Here is a 17,442-nt window from a genome sequence, read left to right as displayed (position 1 = left end):
GGTGTCCGCCGTATTGAATGCTGCACTACTGTAAATTTATTGCACTGTTCAGCTTCAAGCCCAAGCCTACGGCGCGATAGAGAGGGTAGGGGACGCGCGCAGATAGAACCACCATGCGTTCCAACCAACCTTGCGCCTCCAGTTGTTGTAGGGCGGCGGACAGGGCGCGGTCGGTTACAGGTGCTAGGTTTTGCTTTAAGTCTTTGAAACGCGTGGGCTCTGCACATAGGGCGAGGACCGGAAGGACCCAGCTGCGCCGCAGCAGTGCGCGTTCCTCAGGTTTCTCAATGATCTGTAAAATTGCTGCGGCGCTAGCAGCCGCTATTTGTCCCGTTTTCGTTAGTCGAAACTCGGGGCGCAACGGATGGCCATGGCCGGGGTTCTTATCTAACAAACCCAGATCCATCAGGTGTTTCAGGCTCTGCGAGAATGCCGTGCGCCCTGCGCCGGTTGCAGTGATCAACGGCGCTTGGCGAGCAGCGGTGCCTGAATGTATTTGCGTCAAGATTTCTAGCGACCAAGCCCTTGAAGTGAGCTTGACAAACTGCTTAATGTCCATAAAGTATAGTTACTTTATTTTTTGATTGGAGGGAAGTTTGATGTCACTTGTTTCTTTGGAAAATACGATTACCCTTGCCATTTCTGTAAGGGACCGGCATGCCTCCGCGCAGTGGTATCAGGAGAAACTGGGGTTTGAGCTGCTCTATCATCTTGATGAGGCGGGCTGGAGCGAGATGCGCACCAAAACAACGGGCGTAACGCTTGGTCTTGGGGAGCAGAGCGAGGCGAAGCCGGGCAACACCACACCCGTTTTCGGCGTAGGTGATATTGTCGTTGCTCGCCATGCGCTGGAGGGGGCTGGTGTGGTATTTGACGGCGAGACACAGACGATTGAAGGCATGGTTAGCACTGCAACTTTTTACGATCCTGATGGCAATGCGATGATGCTTGCGCAGGATCTTAGTGACGCTAACTAAGTGATCCTGTGTGGCATACTAGGTAAAATTGCAACTGCAGCGGATACGCATGGTTTGCCCCATCCCAAGAGGGCGCTGGTCAACAGCGCCTTTTTTGCGCGACAAAGACCCATGCTAACCAAGGGAGCTTTGTCATGCCCACATTCATGCGCCGTTTGTATTTGCTTATTGCCATTCCACTGCTAACCCTTCTGGGAGCTTTTTCTTCCAGTGCCAGTGTTGCTGCACCGCTAAAAGTCGGCTTCCTCTATGTCGGGCCAATCAGTGACCACGGCTGGTCTTTCCAACATGAACAGGGGCGCAAGGCGGTTGATGCGCATTTTGGCGATAAAGTCGAGACGACCTTCATTGAGAATGTGGCTGGCGGGGCCGATGCGATCCGCGCGATTGAGCGGCTGGCACGCGATGGCAACACGCTTATTTTCACCACTTCGTTTTCGTTTATGAACCCGACATTGCGCGTGGCGAAAAAATATCCTCAGGTCAAGTTTGAGAATGCCACCGGCTTCAAGCAAGCAAAAAACGTTGGTACGTATTCAGCTCGGTTTTATGAGGGGCGCTATGTAATTGGTCAAATGGCCGGGCAGATTTCCAAGGCAGGAATTGCGGCCTATGTAGCGCCGTTTCCCGTACCGGAAGTGATCCGTGGCATGAACGCTTTTGTTCTTGGCGCGCGCACGGTTAATCCCGATTTCAAGATCAAAGTGGTGTGGACCAACTCATGGTATGATCCGGCGAAAGAGGCGGACGCTGCCAAGGCTTTGATTGATCAGGGCGCTGATGTGCTGGTGCAACATACAGATTCGCCAGCACCGCTGCAGATTGCGCAGGAAAAGGGTATCATCGGCTTCGGACAATCCTCTGACATGGCAAAGTTTGCGCCCAATTCGCAGGTGACTTCAATCGTGGATGACTGGGCACCCTATTATATTGAGCGGGTGCAGGCGGTGCTGGATGGCAACTGGAAAGCACAGGACACTTGGGGCGGGCTTAAAACCGGCATGGTCAAGCTGTCGCCCATAGCAAATGTCGAAGAATCCATCGCCGAGCGGGCACAGGAAACCATAGGAAAGCTGGAGAACGGCGAAATCATCGTGTTTCAAGGGCCGCTCAACAAGCAAGATGGCAGCTCATTTCTGGCCAAAGGCGCCAGTGCGACAGATCAGCAGCTGTTGCAAATGAATTTTTACCTTGAAGGCATGGACGGTAAGCTGCCGAACTAAGATTTTTGTCTTCCCAGAAGTAGAGTTATGCCAGTTTGTTTGCAAAGAATAAAAAACCGGCATAACGCCCTGAAGATCATCGCAGATTGCCTAATGTTGTTTCACGTGCGCGCCAAGACCGCTCTAGGAAATTACAAGGGAGGTGCTAGAGTGTTGCTATGCTTTATTCCTATTTTCTTGATTGGGCGAACTTACTCGCCCGATTTTCACACATAATTGTTGGAATTGGGTGGATTGGCGCATCGTTTTACTTTGTTGCCCTCGATTTTTCGTTGCAGAAACAAGAGGGCGATGAGGATGAGCTGTTAGGCAGTGCCTGGGAAGTTCATGGCGGCGGCTTTTACCAGACCAAGAAGTATCTCGTGGCGCCTGCCCATTTGCCGAGTAATCTGATCTGGTACAAATGGGAGGCCTATCTCACTTTTTTAAGCGGATTTGTGCTGCTTTCACTGCAGTACTATGTCAATGCTTCCAGCTATTTGTTGGCACCAGAGAGCAGTTTGCGCCCTTTGGAGGGTGTGTGCATATCTGTACTGGCACTGGGTGGCGGTTGGCTCGCCTATTCGGGTTTGTGTGCAAGCCGTCTGACGCGGTGGCCATGGCTGCTCGGGTTGAGCGTAGTTGCGTTGCTAGGCTTAATCACCACGCTGCTCACACCGGTTTTCAGTGGTCGTGCGGTGTTGCTCCATGCCGGTGCGTTAATGGGTACGATCATGGCCTGCAATGTGTTCTTGGTGATCATTCCCAACCAGCGGAAAATTGTAGGGGCGCTTCTGGTTGGCGATGTGCCGGATGCACGCCTTGGCGCAATTGGTAAACAGCGCTCTATGCATAATACCTACTTCACCCTGCCGGTGTTGGCGCTGATGCTGAGCCCGCACTATGCTGTGTTATCAAGCTATGAATGGCATGGGGTTGTGGTGCTGCTTATCCTTGTATTGGGTGCAAGCCTGCGACACTTATGGATTTCGCACGAGGCGGGCCGTGCGTTCGCCGACTTACGTTTTGCGATCACCAGTGCTGTGCTGGCATTGGGCACATTGATGTGGCTGTTGATGCCAGACGCATCTTTAGCTCCGCGTGAAAAACCGGTTGGTGTTCATCAAGCGTTGAAAATTGTCGAGCAGCACTGCGTGACCTGCCACGACACAATACCGCAGCACGAGAGTTTTTCTAGCGCTCCCAAGGGAATGGTGCTGAAAACCGAGGCTGATTTGCGCCGATTTCGCGCTGAAATCCTGCGGCAAGTCGTTTACAGCGAACAGATGCCCCTGGGGAATGAAACAGGTATGACATCTGCAGAGAGAATGAAATTGGGTGCTTTTCTTTTGGCAAGATAAACTGCTAGAATTATCCTTGGGCATTGTGGGAGATAGTGGTTTGGTATTAGCGTTTAAGCACCCTGAAAATAATAGAGGTTTCGTGGAACAAGTTAATCAGCTTTCCCACCAAGCATTTGTTGCAAGGTTTGGGGACGTTGTTGAGCAATCTTCATGGGTGGCAGATGCGGCAGCGCATAGGCGCCCATTTGCCGACGTAACTGCAATGCATTTGGCTTTTGAAGAGGTGTTGAATGCCGCCGATGTCGCACAGCAACTTGATGTGATTTGTGCACATCCAGATCTTGCGGGCCGAGCTGCGTTGGCCGGGGATGTCGCTGCAGCCTCAGAACAAGAACAGCAGAGCGCAGGGTTGGACAAACTCCGCCCGAAAGAGTTGCGAGAGTTTACCGAGCTGAACGAAGCCTACCGACAGCGCTTTGGGTTTCCATTTATTTATGCGGTTCGAGGTGCGCATAAATACGACATTCTGGATGCATTTCGGCGGCGGCTGCAAAACTCGTCTGAAGCGGAGCAGGCAGAGGCCTTGCGGCAGATTTCGCGAATAATCGCATTTCGACTAGAGGATGCTTTGGGCAATGCATAAAGAGTATAACGCGGCGCAGCACATCGCATCGCTTGGGGCAGAGTGTGAGCAATTGCTGCAAGAGCTTGCCGCGTTCTCCAGCTTGGAGGGTGGATTAACACGCCTTTTTCTAAGCGATGAGCATGCGCAGGCTGCCGGTTTTGTTGCTGCATTGATGCAAGACTGCGGGTTGCAGGTTAAGCAAGACACCTATGGTACCATCTGCGGGCATCTGGCCGGCGCTGCTTCCCTCCCCACAAGTGAGCGCCCCGTGCTATTAATAGGCTCGCATATCGATACGGTGCGAAATGCCGGGGTTTACGATGGAACGCTTGGCGTAGTTGCTGGCGCGCTGGCCTTACGGGAGTTACAGCGCCGCGGACTGGTTTTCGCCGCAGATATTGATTTGCTCGCATTTGGCGATGAGGAGGGCGTCCGTTTTCCAACAACTCTGCTCTCTTCTGCCGCGATTGCCGGATATCACAGCGAAGAGCAGCTGCGTCAAGCGGAAGAGCTCTGTGATGGAGAGGGGGTGCGCCTAGGCGATGCACTTGGGCGGTTCAACAGCGGTGTTGCCCATGGCGCGATTGGTTACAATGGACGGGACGTTCTTGGTTATCTGGAAGCGCATATCGAGCAAGGTCCAGTTTTAGAAGCGCAGGGACGTGCCTTGGGTGCTGTCAGCGCGATTGCAGGCGCGAGCCGCTTCCATATTGATGTAAGTGGCATGGCCGGGCATGCGGGCACTGTTCCCATGTCTTTGCGACGGGATGCAGTGTGCGCTGCCGCGGAGTTGACACTAGCCGTTGAGAGCATCGCGCGAAAACACAGCAATGATGGACTGGTTGCAACCATAGGGGAAGTCACAGTTCGCCCTGGTGCAGTTAATGTTATTGCTGCCGGAGTGCAGTTGTCGCTGGATGTGCGCGCACCGGCAGATGCACTGCGCTTGCAGGCCGAGCATGAAATTATGGTCGCGGCGCAACAAATTGCCAAGGCACGCGCCTGCGAAATCTGCTTTGATAAATACCATGAGTGCAAGAGCATACCCTGCGATACCCGCCTGCAAAACGCGCTAGAGAACACGCTTGCTGCTCTTGGCTGCGGAGGGGCGCCGATCTTATCTGGTGCCGGGCATGATGGGCAGGCAATGCAAGCCCTTTGTCCTATTGCGATGTTGTTTGTTCGTTGTGAAAAAGGAATTAGCCACAATCCAAGCGAAGCGACACTGCCCGATGATTTAGGCCTGTGTGTTTTGGCTATGGCCAACTGGATTGAAGATATATTGTTTAGGGAAGGATTTGTTAATGGACGCCGCGATTGAAGGACGATTTGATGAGCAAGTGGCGTTTTTACAAAAGCTGGTACAAGCGCCAAGTGACAATCCTGCTGGTGATACGGCAGCTCATGCGGAGCTGAGTGCGAAGCTGATAGAGGCCTATGGTTTTGACGTGGAGCGCTTGCCGGTTCCAGAGCCGTTTGTGCGCCAACACGGTATGATCTCGGCTTGCAACCTCATTGTGCGACACTGCTTCGGTGACGGGCAAGGGCCCGTTATCGCCTTAAATGCTCACGGGGATGTGGTGCCCCCTGGCGAAGGCTGGACCAAAGACCCTTATGGTGGTGAGGTGCAAGGGGGGGCACTTTATGGGCGCGGCGCGGCCGTTTCCAAGTCAGACTTTGCCACGTACCTGTTTGCGCTGCTGGCGCTGCGGGACAACGGTGACGGGCTCAATGGTACCGTTGAGCTGCATTTAACTTATGATGAGGAGGCGGGTGGTTTCATCGGCCCTAAGTGGTTGTTGGAGCAAGGGCATTGCCAACCGGACTTGGCCATTGCAGCCGGTTTTTCCTATGCAATTACCACAGCACACAATGGCTGCCTGCATATGGAAGTGATTGTTCGCGGCAAGCAAGCCCATGCCGCTATGCCAGAAAGCGGTGCAGATGCTCTTGAAGGCGCAAGCTATATTCTAGGCGCAGTCTATGCAGAGCGTAAACGGCTTGCGCGTGTTCATAGCCCTGTTGCGGGAATTGGCTCCCCAACGATTACTGTAGGTCTTATTTCCGGCGGGATTAACACCAATGTGGTGCCTGATCGTGTTTGCATGCGCATTGATCGTCGCTTGGTTCCTGAAGAGCATGGCGAGCAGATCGAAGCCTCGCTTGAGGAACTGCTGCAGCGGGCGGTGCCCCCCAGCCTTGGACTGGAAGTCGAGTGCCGCCGGATTATGCTGGCAGAGCCATTGCGCGCTCTGTCCGGGGCACAGCCACTGGTAGAGGCCCTGAGCAACAACGCACGGGATGTTTTGGGGGTAGATGTGCAGCCAAATGCCGTTCCGCTTTATACCGATGCGCGCCACTATGCGGGCGCTGGTGTGCCAACGGTACTTTACGGCGCTGGTCCGCGCTCGATACTTGAGGCCGGTGCACATGGCGCTGATGAGCATGTGGAACTGGCCGACCTCATGGCAGCAACCAAAGTGATTGCGCGAACGCTGCGCGATCTGTTGGCCTAGCTACGTTGGGGCGTCAAATCTCGGCATTGACGCCCATGGCCTCTAAAGCGTTCATGTTGCAAACAATAATTTTTTTTCGGCCAGTGCTCACATAGCCTTTGCTCGACCATGCAGAAAGCAGGCGCGAGACGGTATGAAGGGTTGTGCCGGTTAGCTCGGCAATGTCTTGACGTGAGATTTGAAAGTTGATTTCGATGCCTTCGGCAACGGGTTTGCCGGCGGTCTCGGTGAGGCGGAGTAATGTTGCAGCCACACGTTTTTCCACGTGCGCAATCGACAGTTCCATGACCCGAGCCTGAGTGTCTTGCAGACGGCAGGCAATGGTTTGTGCATTTTTTTTTGCAAAGCCGGGAATGATGTTGCAAAACTCATCAAAGCAACTGCGTGGCCAAGATATTAGCACACAGTCCTTTGCCGCAATGGCCGAGGCCGGGTAAGTGTCTCTATCGAGGGCAGGGGCGAGGCCGAACAAGCTGCCAGCGCATATGTAGCGCATTATTATTTGTTCCCCTTGCGCGTTCGAGGAGACCACACGAACATAACCATCAATAAGTGCAAAAAACTGAGTGGCTGCGGCACCTTGATCAAAGATTGCGGTTTCCTTGGCAATCAGGCGGACTGATCCGGTGGACATGGTTCGGCTGATTGCCTCCTCTGTTGCTTCGGCAAAAGGAGCAAGGGCCCGCAGGACCGTTGGATCAAGTTTCATCATGGCAATTTCAGTTTTTCTTACCGCTGGTTTTAATGGTTTAAAATACAGGGCCCTGACAACTTTGTCAGCTTAAATGGCAAGGGCACCGCGATATCCCGATGGAAAACTAAGAGTTTTCTTCTAAATCCCGCGGGTGCAAGCACTAAATCCTAGCAAATTGTCCCTGTTGCACCTACTCAACCAATAAGGCTAAGTAGTATCCATTAGTAGACATGATTGGGGAGGTGGGTTTTGCACCAAATTGAACTCCTGGTTTTTCTCAGCCTTACTGCTGCTGTTGTTTATGGATTCTTTTTTTGTTGGCGTTTGGGGTCCGTTGCGAAAACTCTGTTAAAGACAGCTTGCTTGGCATTGCTGGCCATCGCAGCCTATCTACAATCAGCACCTTTGCTGCTTGTAGGCGCCCTGGCACTCTCGGCAATAGGAGATGCTGCGTTGGCAGAGGAGGGCGACAAACGCTTCTTGTTTGGGCTGGTGAGCTTCGCCTGCGCACATATTTTTTACATACTTCTCTATGTTCAATTAGTTAGCGAAGTAGATCAGGTAAGGCTCGTACTTGGCGGGTTGGTTTTTGGCACACTTGCGCTATCAACACGTTGGTGGCTGTTGCCGCATACCGGAGAGCTAAAGATCCCTGTCTTAGGCTACGTGGTGCTAATATGTATTATGGGTCTGCTTGCCAGTCAGGTTACGGCTGTGTTGATGGTGGGGGCCATGCTGTTTGTACTCTCGGACATTGTTTTGTCGCTACAGCTGTTTCGAATGGGCCCCAACGGGGGGCAAAACAAGCTTGTCTCGATCACACTGTGGTTTCTTTACTATGGCGGGCAGGCGCTCATTTTCCTTTGGTTCAGCGGCTATGTTTAGCTTTTGTCTTCCCGGTCTTTCTCATAGTGGATGGTTTGAGGGAAGCGCGGCAGCCATTGTTCGCGGCGGCATACCCATAACTCATAGGTGGGGGTGAGTGTGTCGGGTGTATCAAACGCGCCAAGGTGTAATTCAATCTCGCCCGGGCTCGTCGAAAACACCGAAGACCCGCATTCTGGGCAAAAATGGCGCCCCTGATAATCCCTAGTGGTACCGCTGATCCTGACACGATCTTGCTGGTAGACCGCACTAGCGTGAAACAAAGCACCGTGGTGCTTGCGACAATCCATGCAGTGGCAGATTCCAACGCGATCAGGCGCACCATCAGCTGTAAAACGAACAGCACCGCATTGGCATCCGCCACTCAGATTACCCATTGAAAGTCTCTCCAAATAATTCAGGGCCAATGGATATTAACAATACGTATTCAGGAGTGGCAAATGATTAAGCGCATAGAACCTTAAAATCCAAAAATCGGATAATCAGAATTATGGAACATATTCATAATTGCAAGAGTTGCGCTATTTGCTTGCTATCGGGATCAGATAAATCATCGACCACATTAAAATGGTGCTTATCTGGAGCGGCGTAGAATGACACATCCAGCTCGCTTCCACCCCAGACTTGATAGAGAGCGCGGGATTGACGCAGAAACTCTGGTAGCTCTTCAGCGCCGACCCATGCAGTGAAATTACTATGTTCTAGCGGCTCTTGTAAAAGCGGGCTTTGTGTCTGTGTATCCTCAAAGGTCAGACGTAGAGTTTCGTTCATCTTTGTGCGGGTGAGCGGACGTAAATCGTAAACGCCGCTAATGCCCAGCACATGGCATAGGCGCGATGCCAGTGATTGCGGTAAAGCGTGGTCCTTGCAAAGCAACTGAGCAACCAGATGGCCACCAGCGGAATGGCCGGTCAAGAAGATCGGCCCTGCGATAGTGCTGGCCGCATGACATATGCTTTGTCGCACTTGATGAGTAATCGTGGTGATAGAGACTTGCGGGCACAGTTGATAGCCGGGCATGGCGACTGCATAGCCGTGCGCGAGCGCGCCAGCGGCCAAATGCGAAGAGCCTTTGCGATCAAATGCCATCCAGTACCCACCATGGACGAAGGTGACCAGCCCCTTTGGTTGCGCGATCGCCGGGAGAAACAAATCATAGGCGCAGCGGGTCTGCCCATCTGCATCCAGCTGTTGCTTGGCATTATAGGGTATATCAAGGCGGGCGCGGCCTTGGGCGGCGAGCTCCACTCGAAATGCGTCTGCCTTTTGGTACCACACCTTAAAGATTTCAGGGGCTTGGGGAACAACGCCTGTGTTGTAGTAGGCGGCGTCCCAATCACGAACTCCAGCGGAACGATGCATACGCCCTCCTCTCTGGCTCTGGCTTTATGGCCTACGAATTCGCACTCTCGGCACAATAGTTGCGAAATTCGTGCAGCAACTCCATGCCATCATAGGCTGGTGATATATGCTGCGGCAACCGGCTACGCAGCGCGTTATAATCCAGATCCGCATGCATGTTGGTCAAGGTTGCGGAGGGCACCTGCAACCGCTCCAGCCACGCGAGTGCATCAGCCAGGCAAAGGTGGCTGCGGTGGGGTTTTTCGCGCAGGCAATCAATGATCCAATGATCAAGATTGGCCAGCAGCTGCAAGCTTTCAGGCGGAATATCATGCAGATCAGGCGAATAGGCCAGCCCGCCGAAACGGAAACCAAGGGCATCAATATCGCCATGATTTACAAGAAACGGCAGCACGGGGATTGACCCGCCAGCCCCTTCTACGATCAGCGGTTGCCCGCTTTGCAGGCGGTGCTCCTGCATGATTGGCGGATAGCTGGAGCCCGGCGGGGTTTCAAAGCAATAGCCAAAAGCCTGCATCATACGTTCGCTGGTGCTGGCATCCATATAAACAGGCATTTTTCGCTTTGACACCATAACGAAGAAACGCAGATCATCGATGCCATGCACATGGTCGGCATGGGCATGGGTGTAAAGAACTGCGTCGATGTGCTGGGTATTGGCGGCCAGCAACTGCTCGCGAATATCCGGGCCGGTATCAACCAGCAGTGTTGTTGTGCCTTGCGGTCCGTGCCGTTCCACCAGCAAAGCGCAGCGGCGACGGCGGTTTTTGGGCTCCTGCGGGTCGCAGTTGCCCCAATCTCCACCAATGCGCGGAACGCCTGTGGACGAGCCACAGCCAAGAATGGTGATGTTCAGCTGTGTGTCCATGTGCGGGCCTCTTTACAAGTATGCTTTAGGCTACGCTAAAAAGCGCTGGCGGGGACTTTGGTAAACAAACGGCGGAAATTGGCAGTGGTGGCGGCGGCCATTTCTGCCTCACTCACCCCGTGCGCCTCTGCCAATACTTTGTTGGTGTGGGCGACATAGGCCGGTTCATTGCGCTTGCCCCGCCATGGCTGGGGTGCCAGATAAGGCGCATCGGTTTCGACCAGCAAGCGATCCATGGGCAGTTTGGCCGCGATATCTCGCAGCTCCTGCGAGCGCTTGAAGGTCAAAATGCCGGAGAACGACACATAAAGGCCAAGTTCCAATCCGGCCTGCACCAGTTTCTCTCCTGAGGAGAAGCAGTGCAGCAGCGCAGGAAACGCCCCTTTTTCGGTTTCCTCACTCAAGATGCGGATCATGTCCTCATCGGCATCGCGGCTATGGATGACCAGCGGCAAGCCAGTTTCACGGGCGGCGGCAATGTGGGTGCGCAACACTTTTTCCTGCGCCTCTCGCGGGGCTTTATCGTAAAAGTAATCGAGCCCGGCCTCTCCTATGGCCACAACCTTCTCATGGTTTGCCAGTGCAAGCAGTTCCTCAAGGGTAACATCCTGCTCTTCTGCGGCGTTGTGCGGATGTGTGCCAACCGAACAATACACCTCTTCATAGGCATTGGCGATTTCTTGCACCTGATCAAATTTGCGCACACGCGTGCAAATGGTGACCATGAGCCCGACACCTGCACTTTTGGCACGGGCAATCAGCTCATCGCGCTCCTCGGCAAAATCGGGAAAATCCAGATGGCAATGGCTATCTACGAGCATCGGCAGTCCTTGGAAAGTGGCCGCTTGGGGGGGGTGGCGGCAGAAGAAGGCAAAAAGGCAACGGAGCGGGAGCACCACAGGCCTGCCCCGCTCCGTTTTAGCAGATTGAAATGACGCCTTATGCGTCGGCTTCTGGCTCCACGTAGCGTGGGAATACACCTGCTGGCTTGCTGATCGGCGTGCCAGCTTGCAAGCGAACCTCCCCTTCCAGGGCGGCAAAGCTGCGCGCATCTTGCGGCACTTCCAAAAGGTCGAGCAGCTTTTCAGCGGATGTCGGCATCACTGCCTGAATGAGAATACCCACTTTACGGATAATTTCAGCGGTGGTGTAAAGCACGGTGTTCATGCGCTCTGGGTCGGTTTTTTTCAGTGCCCAAGGCTCCTGCCCAGCAAAATACTGGTTGGCTTTGCCTACAACCGTCCAGATGACATCAAGCGCTTTGTGGATCTCTTGGCGCTGCATGTGAACGCGGCACTTTTCCAGCATGGCATCTGCCATGCCCAAGATTTCGCTATCTGCTGTAGAGAACGCAGAGGGTTGCGGGATTTTGCCCTCGCAGTTCTTAAAGATCATGGAGATGGAGCGCTGCGCCAGATTGCCAAGGTCGTTGGCCAAATCAGCGTTGATGCGCGCTACCACTTGCTCGTGGGAGTAGTTGCCATCCTGTCCAAAGGGCACTTCGCGCAGGAAGAAATAACGAATCTGATCAAGACCGTATTGACCAACCAGATCAGCTGGCGCGATCACGTTACCCAGAGATTTAGACATCTTCTCGCCAGAGTTAAACAAAAAGCCGTGAGCAAACACGCGCTGGGGCAATGGCACACCGGCAGACATGAGGAACGCCGGCCAATACACCGCATGGAAGCGGATAATATCTTTGCCGATCACATGCACATTTGCTGGCCAGAATTTGGCCATATCACCATCCATATCCGGATAGCCAAGGGCCGTGATATAGTTGGTCAGCGCATCAACCCACACATACATGACGTGTTTTTCATCGCCGGGTACCGGAATGCCCCAGTCAAACGTTGTGCGGGAGATAGACAGATCGCGCAAGCCGCCCTTTACAAAAGAGATGATCTCGTTGCGGCGGGTGGCCGGGCCGATAAAGTCTGGCTGGCTTTCATAAAGCGCAAGCAACTTGTCTTCATAGGCCGACAGGCGGAAGAAATAGCTTTCCTCCTCAACCCATTCAACGGGTGTTCCTTGCGGGCCGTAGCGCACGCCATCCTCGCGCAGCTCTGTCTCGCCCTCCTGATAATACGCTTCATCGCGTACAGAATACCAGCCGGCGTAGCTGTCCTTGTAGATGTCGCCATTGTCCAGCATTTTTTGCCAGATCGCCTTACACGCCTCATAGTGGCGCGGCTCGTTGGTTTGGATAAAGTCGTCGTTGGAGCACCCCATCAATGCCACCATCTCACGAAACGCCATGGAGTTTTCATTGGCCAGATCGTTTGGTGTCACACCAAGTTTCTGCGCGGTTTGCAGCATTTTCTGGCCATGCACATCGGTGCCGGTCAGGAAATGGACTTCGCGGCCGTCCAGACGCTGAAAACGGGCGAGGACATCTGTGGCCAGCGCTTCGTAGGCGTGGCCGATATGCGGCACACCGTTGGGATAAGAAATGGCGGTGGTGATGTAAAAGGGCTGTTTGGTACTCATAATGCGAGCTTGATCTCGGTGTTGTTGGGAGCTGGCCGCGTGGAAAGCGGCAAGCCCTGCAGCGGACGAATTATGTTGCGTGGTCGGCCTTAGCCGCGGGCCGCGCTGCGTACATCCATAAAGAACGAGAGCACGGTTTGTTTGCGGTCAAGGTTCAAGGCATCAGCCTGCACCACGGCGTGGCCCATCTTTTCCCATAGCTGAGCCCAAGTGACAAGGGCGGATGCGGTGGCGGCGGTGTCTTTACGCAGATTGGCTGACAAAAAATTGCGGGCAAGGTCTTGAAAGGTCTCCCATGCATCCTCTGCCCCGCGGGCGGCCACCTTGTCTGCAAATTTGTGCGCGGCGGCAAAATCCATTTGCTGCGGATGCGCCATCAAAGCTTCAAATTCGGCTGCCAGTTGCAACGCACTTCCAGAGCACAACAACAGCGCCTTGCGCAAACTGCCATCTGCAAGTGTGGTGAGGCGGCGGCGGTCTTCTCCTGCCTGTGGCACCTGCTCTCCCATGGCGGCAAGCGCTTCCAGTATTTGCGGCGCAGAAAGCGGGCGCAGATCCAGACGGCGACAACGGGAACGGATGGTTGGCAATAGGCGGCCGGGATTGTGCGACAGCAGCAGGAACAGTGCCTGCTTTGGCGGTTCTTCCAAAATTTTTAATAGGGCGTTGGCGGCCGACGCATTCATGTCATCTGCGGCATCCACTATGCAGATGCGCCAGTTACCACCAGCAGCGGTTGACCCGAAAAACGACAAGGTTCGGCGCACTTCACTTACCGGAAGATCCCGTTTAAAGCGCTTGCCTTTATCATCCCACGGGCGGCGCAAATGCAAAAGATCGGCATGAGAGCCTGCCGAGATTTGTGCCGTGGTGTGTTGAGGTGTTTGCCCCTCTCCCTGCCCCAATATGTGGCGGGCGAAACGGAAGGCTAGTGTTGCTTTGCCAATGCCTTTCGGGCCTCCCAGCAGCCATGCGTGGTGCATGCGCGCACCAGCAAACGCTTCCTGCATCTCTTGCTCAGCGCCGTGGTGGGCGAAGAGCGCCTGCTGTTCTCGTGGCAAGGGGGCATTTTCGAGGCTATCTACTTCCGGTGCCACTTCTATGATAGGGGCTTTGGCCATGGCGCGTTCCTGAACCTACGATTTACGGCGCGAGCGCACCCGCCGTGACGTGCTGCGCTTGCTCGCCGGATTGGATGACGGTTTTTGCACCTTTTCATCAAGCGGGTAAGGATATCGCTGTACCATAGCCTGCCAGATGCTGCTGGCGACCTGATCGGGCGACATGGTGCCATCAATAACCACAAAACGGTCTGGTTCGGCCTCTGCCATGGCCAAAAACATGTCACGGCGACGGCGGTGGGTGGCAAGCGAATCTTGCTCAAAGCGATCCGGCGCATTTTCAGGTGCCTGCCCAGCTCGAGAACCCACGCGGCGCAGCCCAACTTCGGCAGGTACATCGATAAGCACGGTTGTGTGTGGTTTAATGCCATCCAGTGCCACATCCTGCAGCCGTTCGATGGTGTTGCTGGCAACGCCTGCCTCCCCTTGGTACACCCTTGAGGAATCGGCAAAGCGATCGCAAAGCACCCACTTGCCGGCTTGCATTGCGGGCCGGATCAGCTCGTCTATATGGTCGGTTCTGGCGGCGGCAAACAGCAGCGCTTCAACCATGGGGCCATGCTCACGTGCAGCGCCCGATAGCAGCACCTCACGCACCATCTCTGCGCCAGCAGAACCGCCCGGCTCACGCGTCACCACCGTTTGCAGCCCGCGCTGTTGCAAGTGTTCGCTCAAGCGGCGGATCTGGGTCGATTTCCCGGCCCCCTCGCCGCCTTCAAATGTGATCAACTTTCCTTGCAGCTGCTGATGTTGATGCGCCAATGCCACCCCAAAACGTTTGCGCTCGCCTAACGGCGAATAAGATTAACGAGGCCCTGCGTGGATTTGTAGAGCAACTCCCCGACAGCGTCCCCGGCCCGCTCGCTCAGCGAGCCCCGTGCCACCGCCTCACCTGTAACCAGCGGGGCGCGATAAATCACGTCTTTTTTTTGCATAACCCGCAATTCTCCGACGATTACACCGGGTTTTACCGGTGCTTTTAGCGGGCCGTCATAGCTGTACTCTAATGAGTACCCTTCCTTAACCGAAGGATTTAGCAAAGTTGCCACCGCATCCGGGGTTACAAGCGACACATAGTCCTTTTTTCCGCCATAAACTCTTGCCCCGCCGACATATTGGCCCTCTGCAAACAAAGGACGAATACGCCAGCCTTTCGAGGCCGGATTGAGCAGCAATTCCATGTCCGATAGCCGGTCTTGCTTGGAAGACGCACCGGAAACAATGGCAATGAGCTGCTTGTTTCCTACCTGCATGCGCCCAAGGCCGAGAAACCCCTCATCCTCGGAGTATGCCTGTCCGTAACCATTTAAGCCTTTAATATCCCGAATTAGTTCGTTTTTATTGCGCTGGCGAATCTTGTTCCATGTGAAGTCTTCCGCACTGTAAAGGCGTGTCAGGCCTGCTTCATTACGGCCCATATGGCTGGCAAGGCGTGCCAGATCTCGCAGGGTTGTATACTGGTTTTTATCGGGATAACCGGTGGGATTGACAAAGTTGCTTGAGCCCATGCCAATTGCTTGCGCAAGTTTGTTCATTCGCTGTGCAAATTGCAGCTGTGAACCGTCGATGCCTTCGGCAAGCACAATTGCCGCGTCGTTCGCTGAGTGGATAATCAAACCGCGCAGCAGATCTTCAACGCTCACCAGCGAGCCTACTCGTGCGAACATGGTCGTGACTTGCGCTGGTGCACCGCCGGTACGCCACGCGTGCTCGCTCACTTTAAGTGTGGTCTCAAGCGCGATTTCCCCTTTGCGCACGGCATCCATAACCGTGGCAGCAACAAGAAGCTTAGTTAGATTTGCTGGGGGAATGCGTCGATCAATTTGCCGAGAAAACACGAGGGTTTTATCAGTGTCGTTTAAGAGCAGTGCAGATTTTGACTGTAAGTCTACGGCCAGCGCCGCGCTGCCAGCGCCGCAGCAAAGCGCAGCTGCAATTATTACTGCTTGCAGTTGCTGCCCTGCCCTTATTCGCCAATTCTTTTGCGGAGTATGCATCGCCATCTGCTTTTGACCTCTTTACTTCCGCATCAGAATATCACAGCAGCCCTGACCCGTCCTTGCGTGTTTTTTTTGCGGTGTAGCGGAGCGCGGCATCGCAACGAAGGGCCAGCACACTCAAACACATTTATTGCTGACGTTTTGCCGAAGCAATCAAAAGCGCTTTCAGTCCCATTCCCCCTTCAATGTGATCAAAGGCCGGACTTGCAGCTTCCACGCGCTGCTGTGCACTATAAGAGGATAGCGCGGAATCTTGCGGGCGTTGCCATGCCGGTTGCGGTGGCTGCGGTGTGTTGCGGTAGATAATGGTCGATTTGGTTCCATTGATTTGGGTGGTTTGCTGGGGCAGCGCAACGGCTTGCCCGGTCGCGTTCGGCTGTGTTTGCAAGTAGGCGCCAATCTGGTCGGAAAAGCTTTGAACTGCGGCCACGTCGACGCGCCCCATCTGCTCGTAGAGTTGTCCGGGATCTGCGGCAGCTACCATAGCTACATACGGGTCCGGCGCAGCGGGATGATAAGGGCGGGCATGGGGCACAGGTGCCGGACCTACGATCGCCGGAGCGCCTGTTGTCCCAGAAGCGAAGGCTAGCATGGTTTGTCCGTGACCGGAGGAGGCCGGCGCACCGGGACCGGAAAGCGAGGCCAGCAGATAGCGCTCATCCCGGCCATGCAATGGCGCACGCCCAATGTAATCTACCTTAACTTTGCCCACACCGGCCGATTTGGTGCCAAGCAGGGTTGCCGCGCGCTCAGATAAGTCAATAATACGGTTCCCGTGGAATGGCCCACGATCATTTACCCGCACCACCATAGAGCGTCCATTGTTTAGGTTGGTCACCTTGGCGTAGCTTGGCAACGGCATGGTAGTGTGCGCCGCAGTGAGGCCGTTGCGATCAAACACCTCACCATTAGCAGTCATGCGGCCATGGAATGTGGGCCCATACCAAGAAGCCAAACCAACCTTGCTATAGTTCGGGTCGACTTTGGGTTTATACCATTTGCCTGCAACCTTGTAGGGTTTGCCGACCACCGCTCGCCCCCCGCCCTTGGGCACGGATTTATTGTTGGCAACAACACGTGGACTCGCGGCTACGCCATACTTTTCCTCAGAGAATTTGACTTTACCACTATCACCACAACTGGCAACCGCTACACACAGTGCCACGGTGGTTAAAAGTGCGGAGGCACGACTACGCCTAAAAGACAAGGTGCAATCCTTCATATCTGGCGAAAAAACAGAGTGGATCATTGGATACTCGGTGCAAATTCAATGAGTGGTCTTTGTGGTGACACAGGACAACGACTAGATATTAGCAAAAATAAGAGAAAGAATCCTTCGAAATAATTAAGGCAAGAAAAATCATAGGCGTAATACGCAAATATTCGTGGCTTGAG

18 protein-coding genes are annotated in these 17,442 nt (G+C 54.2%); 7 read left to right on the top strand and 11 right to left on the bottom strand.

Annotation, left to right across the window (positions count from 1 at the left end; genetic code table 11):
- Positions 1 to 25 precede the first annotated feature (25 nt).
- Positions 26 to 559, bottom strand: a complete 534-nt coding sequence (locus tag AYK82_RS05920; protein WP_068312624.1) for a winged helix-turn-helix transcriptional regulator — start codon at positions 557 to 559, stop codon at positions 26 to 28.
- 40 nt (positions 560 to 599) lie between these two features.
- Between AYK82_RS05920 and AYK82_RS05915 the strand changes: the two genes are divergently transcribed.
- The 6 genes from AYK82_RS05915 to AYK82_RS05890 all read left to right on the top strand — a co-directional run bounded on the left by AYK82_RS05915 (position 600) and on the right by AYK82_RS05890 (position 6,624).
- Positions 600 to 977, top strand: coding sequence for a VOC family protein (locus AYK82_RS05915; protein ID WP_068312621.1), 378 nt, complete (start codon positions 600 to 602; stop codon positions 975 to 977).
- A 146-nt stretch (positions 978 to 1,123) separates the two neighbouring features.
- Positions 1,124 to 2,200, top strand: a complete 1,077-nt coding sequence (locus tag AYK82_RS05910; RefSeq protein WP_068312708.1) for a BMP family ABC transporter substrate-binding protein — start codon at positions 1,124 to 1,126, stop codon at positions 2,198 to 2,200.
- 158 nt (positions 2,201 to 2,358) lie between these two features.
- Positions 2,359 to 3,540: a urate hydroxylase PuuD gene (locus tag AYK82_RS05905; RefSeq protein WP_068312618.1), complete on the top strand. Its 1,182-nt coding sequence runs from the start codon at positions 2,359 to 2,361 to the stop codon at positions 3,538 to 3,540.
- Between the two features lie 82 nt (positions 3,541 to 3,622).
- Positions 3,623 to 4,126, top strand: a complete 504-nt coding sequence (gene uraD / locus AYK82_RS05900; protein ID WP_068312705.1) for a 2-oxo-4-hydroxy-4-carboxy-5-ureidoimidazoline decarboxylase — start codon at positions 3,623 to 3,625, stop codon at positions 4,124 to 4,126.
- Positions 4,119 to 5,429 carry a M20 family metallo-hydrolase gene (locus AYK82_RS05895; RefSeq protein ID WP_068312615.1) on the top strand — a complete coding sequence of 437 codons (1,311 nt, stop codon included), beginning with the start codon at positions 4,119 to 4,121 and terminating at the stop codon, positions 5,427 to 5,429. Before uraD ends, AYK82_RS05895 begins: the two co-directional genes overlap by 8 nt.
- Positions 5,413 to 6,624 carry a M20/M25/M40 family metallo-hydrolase gene (locus AYK82_RS05890; RefSeq protein WP_068312612.1) on the top strand — a complete coding sequence of 404 codons (1,212 nt, stop codon included), beginning with the start codon at positions 5,413 to 5,415 and terminating at the stop codon, positions 6,622 to 6,624. Before AYK82_RS05895 ends, AYK82_RS05890 begins: the two co-directional genes overlap by 17 nt.
- A gap of 13 nt (positions 6,625 to 6,637) precedes the next feature.
- Here AYK82_RS05890 and AYK82_RS05885 read toward each other — a convergent pair whose 3' ends face one another.
- Positions 6,638 to 7,336, bottom strand: a complete 699-nt coding sequence (locus tag AYK82_RS05885; RefSeq protein ID WP_068312610.1) for a Crp/Fnr family transcriptional regulator — start codon at positions 7,334 to 7,336, stop codon at positions 6,638 to 6,640.
- Between the two features lie 216 nt (positions 7,337 to 7,552).
- On the opposite strand from AYK82_RS05885, the gene AYK82_RS05880 reads away from it, so the two are divergent.
- The gene (locus tag AYK82_RS05880) at positions 7,553 to 8,203 is read left to right on the top strand and encodes a lysoplasmalogenase family protein (RefSeq protein WP_082733782.1); all 651 of its coding nucleotides are present in this window, start codon (positions 7,553 to 7,555) and stop codon (positions 8,201 to 8,203) included.
- Here the strand turns inward: AYK82_RS05880 and AYK82_RS05875 are convergent.
- The 9 genes from AYK82_RS05875 to AYK82_RS18475 all read right to left on the bottom strand — a co-directional run bounded on the left by AYK82_RS05875 (position 8,200) and on the right by AYK82_RS18475 (position 17,254).
- Entirely contained in the window at positions 8,200 to 8,580 is a 381-nt protein-coding gene (locus AYK82_RS05875; protein ID WP_068312603.1) for a GFA family protein, read from the bottom strand. The genes AYK82_RS05880 and AYK82_RS05875 overlap by 4 nt on opposite strands.
- A 124-nt stretch (positions 8,581 to 8,704) precedes the next feature.
- Positions 8,705 to 9,565 (bottom strand): alpha/beta hydrolase, encoded by an 861-nt coding sequence (locus AYK82_RS05870; RefSeq protein WP_068312600.1) that lies wholly within the window; start codon positions 9,563 to 9,565, stop codon positions 8,705 to 8,707.
- Positions 9,566 to 9,596: 31 nt separating this feature from the next.
- On the bottom strand, positions 9,597 to 10,433 hold the full coding sequence (locus tag AYK82_RS05865) for an MBL fold metallo-hydrolase (RefSeq protein WP_068312596.1): 837 nt from the start codon (positions 10,431 to 10,433) through the stop codon (positions 9,597 to 9,599).
- A 35-nt stretch (positions 10,434 to 10,468) separates the two neighbouring features.
- A complete protein-coding gene (locus AYK82_RS05860; protein WP_068312593.1) occupies positions 10,469 to 11,254 on the bottom strand; it encodes a TatD family hydrolase in 786 nt (261 codons plus the stop codon).
- A 118-nt stretch (positions 11,255 to 11,372) separates the two neighbouring features.
- Complete coding sequence (metG, locus tag AYK82_RS05855; protein ID WP_068312590.1) at positions 11,373 to 12,926, bottom strand: methionine--tRNA ligase; 1,554 nt, start codon at positions 12,924 to 12,926, stop codon at positions 11,373 to 11,375.
- Positions 12,927 to 13,015: 89 nt separating this feature from the next.
- Positions 13,016 to 14,047, bottom strand: coding sequence for a DNA polymerase III subunit delta' (locus AYK82_RS05850; RefSeq protein ID WP_068312587.1), 1,032 nt, complete (start codon positions 14,045 to 14,047; stop codon positions 13,016 to 13,018).
- A gap of 15 nt (positions 14,048 to 14,062) precedes the next feature.
- Complete coding sequence (gene tmk, locus AYK82_RS05845; protein WP_244265717.1) at positions 14,063 to 14,809, bottom strand: dTMP kinase; 747 nt, start codon at positions 14,807 to 14,809, stop codon at positions 14,063 to 14,065.
- Between the two features lie 26 nt (positions 14,810 to 14,835).
- Positions 14,836 to 16,050, bottom strand: a complete 1,215-nt coding sequence (locus AYK82_RS05840; protein WP_208976410.1) for a D-alanyl-D-alanine carboxypeptidase family protein — start codon at positions 16,048 to 16,050, stop codon at positions 14,836 to 14,838.
- 124 nt (positions 16,051 to 16,174) lie between these two features.
- Positions 16,175 to 17,254 carry a septal ring lytic transglycosylase RlpA family protein gene (locus AYK82_RS18475; protein WP_279626413.1) on the bottom strand — a complete coding sequence of 360 codons (1,080 nt, stop codon included), beginning with the start codon at positions 17,252 to 17,254 and terminating at the stop codon, positions 16,175 to 16,177.
- Positions 17,255 to 17,442 lie beyond the last annotated feature (188 nt).

The organism is Polycladidibacter hongkongensis (genome assembly GCF_001561995.1).
Lineage (GTDB): Bacteria > Pseudomonadota > Alphaproteobacteria > Rhizobiales > Stappiaceae > Pseudovibrio > Pseudovibrio hongkongensis.
The sequence above is the reverse complement of the archived record's forward strand: the minus strand, read 5'-3'. Positions and strand labels throughout refer to the sequence as shown.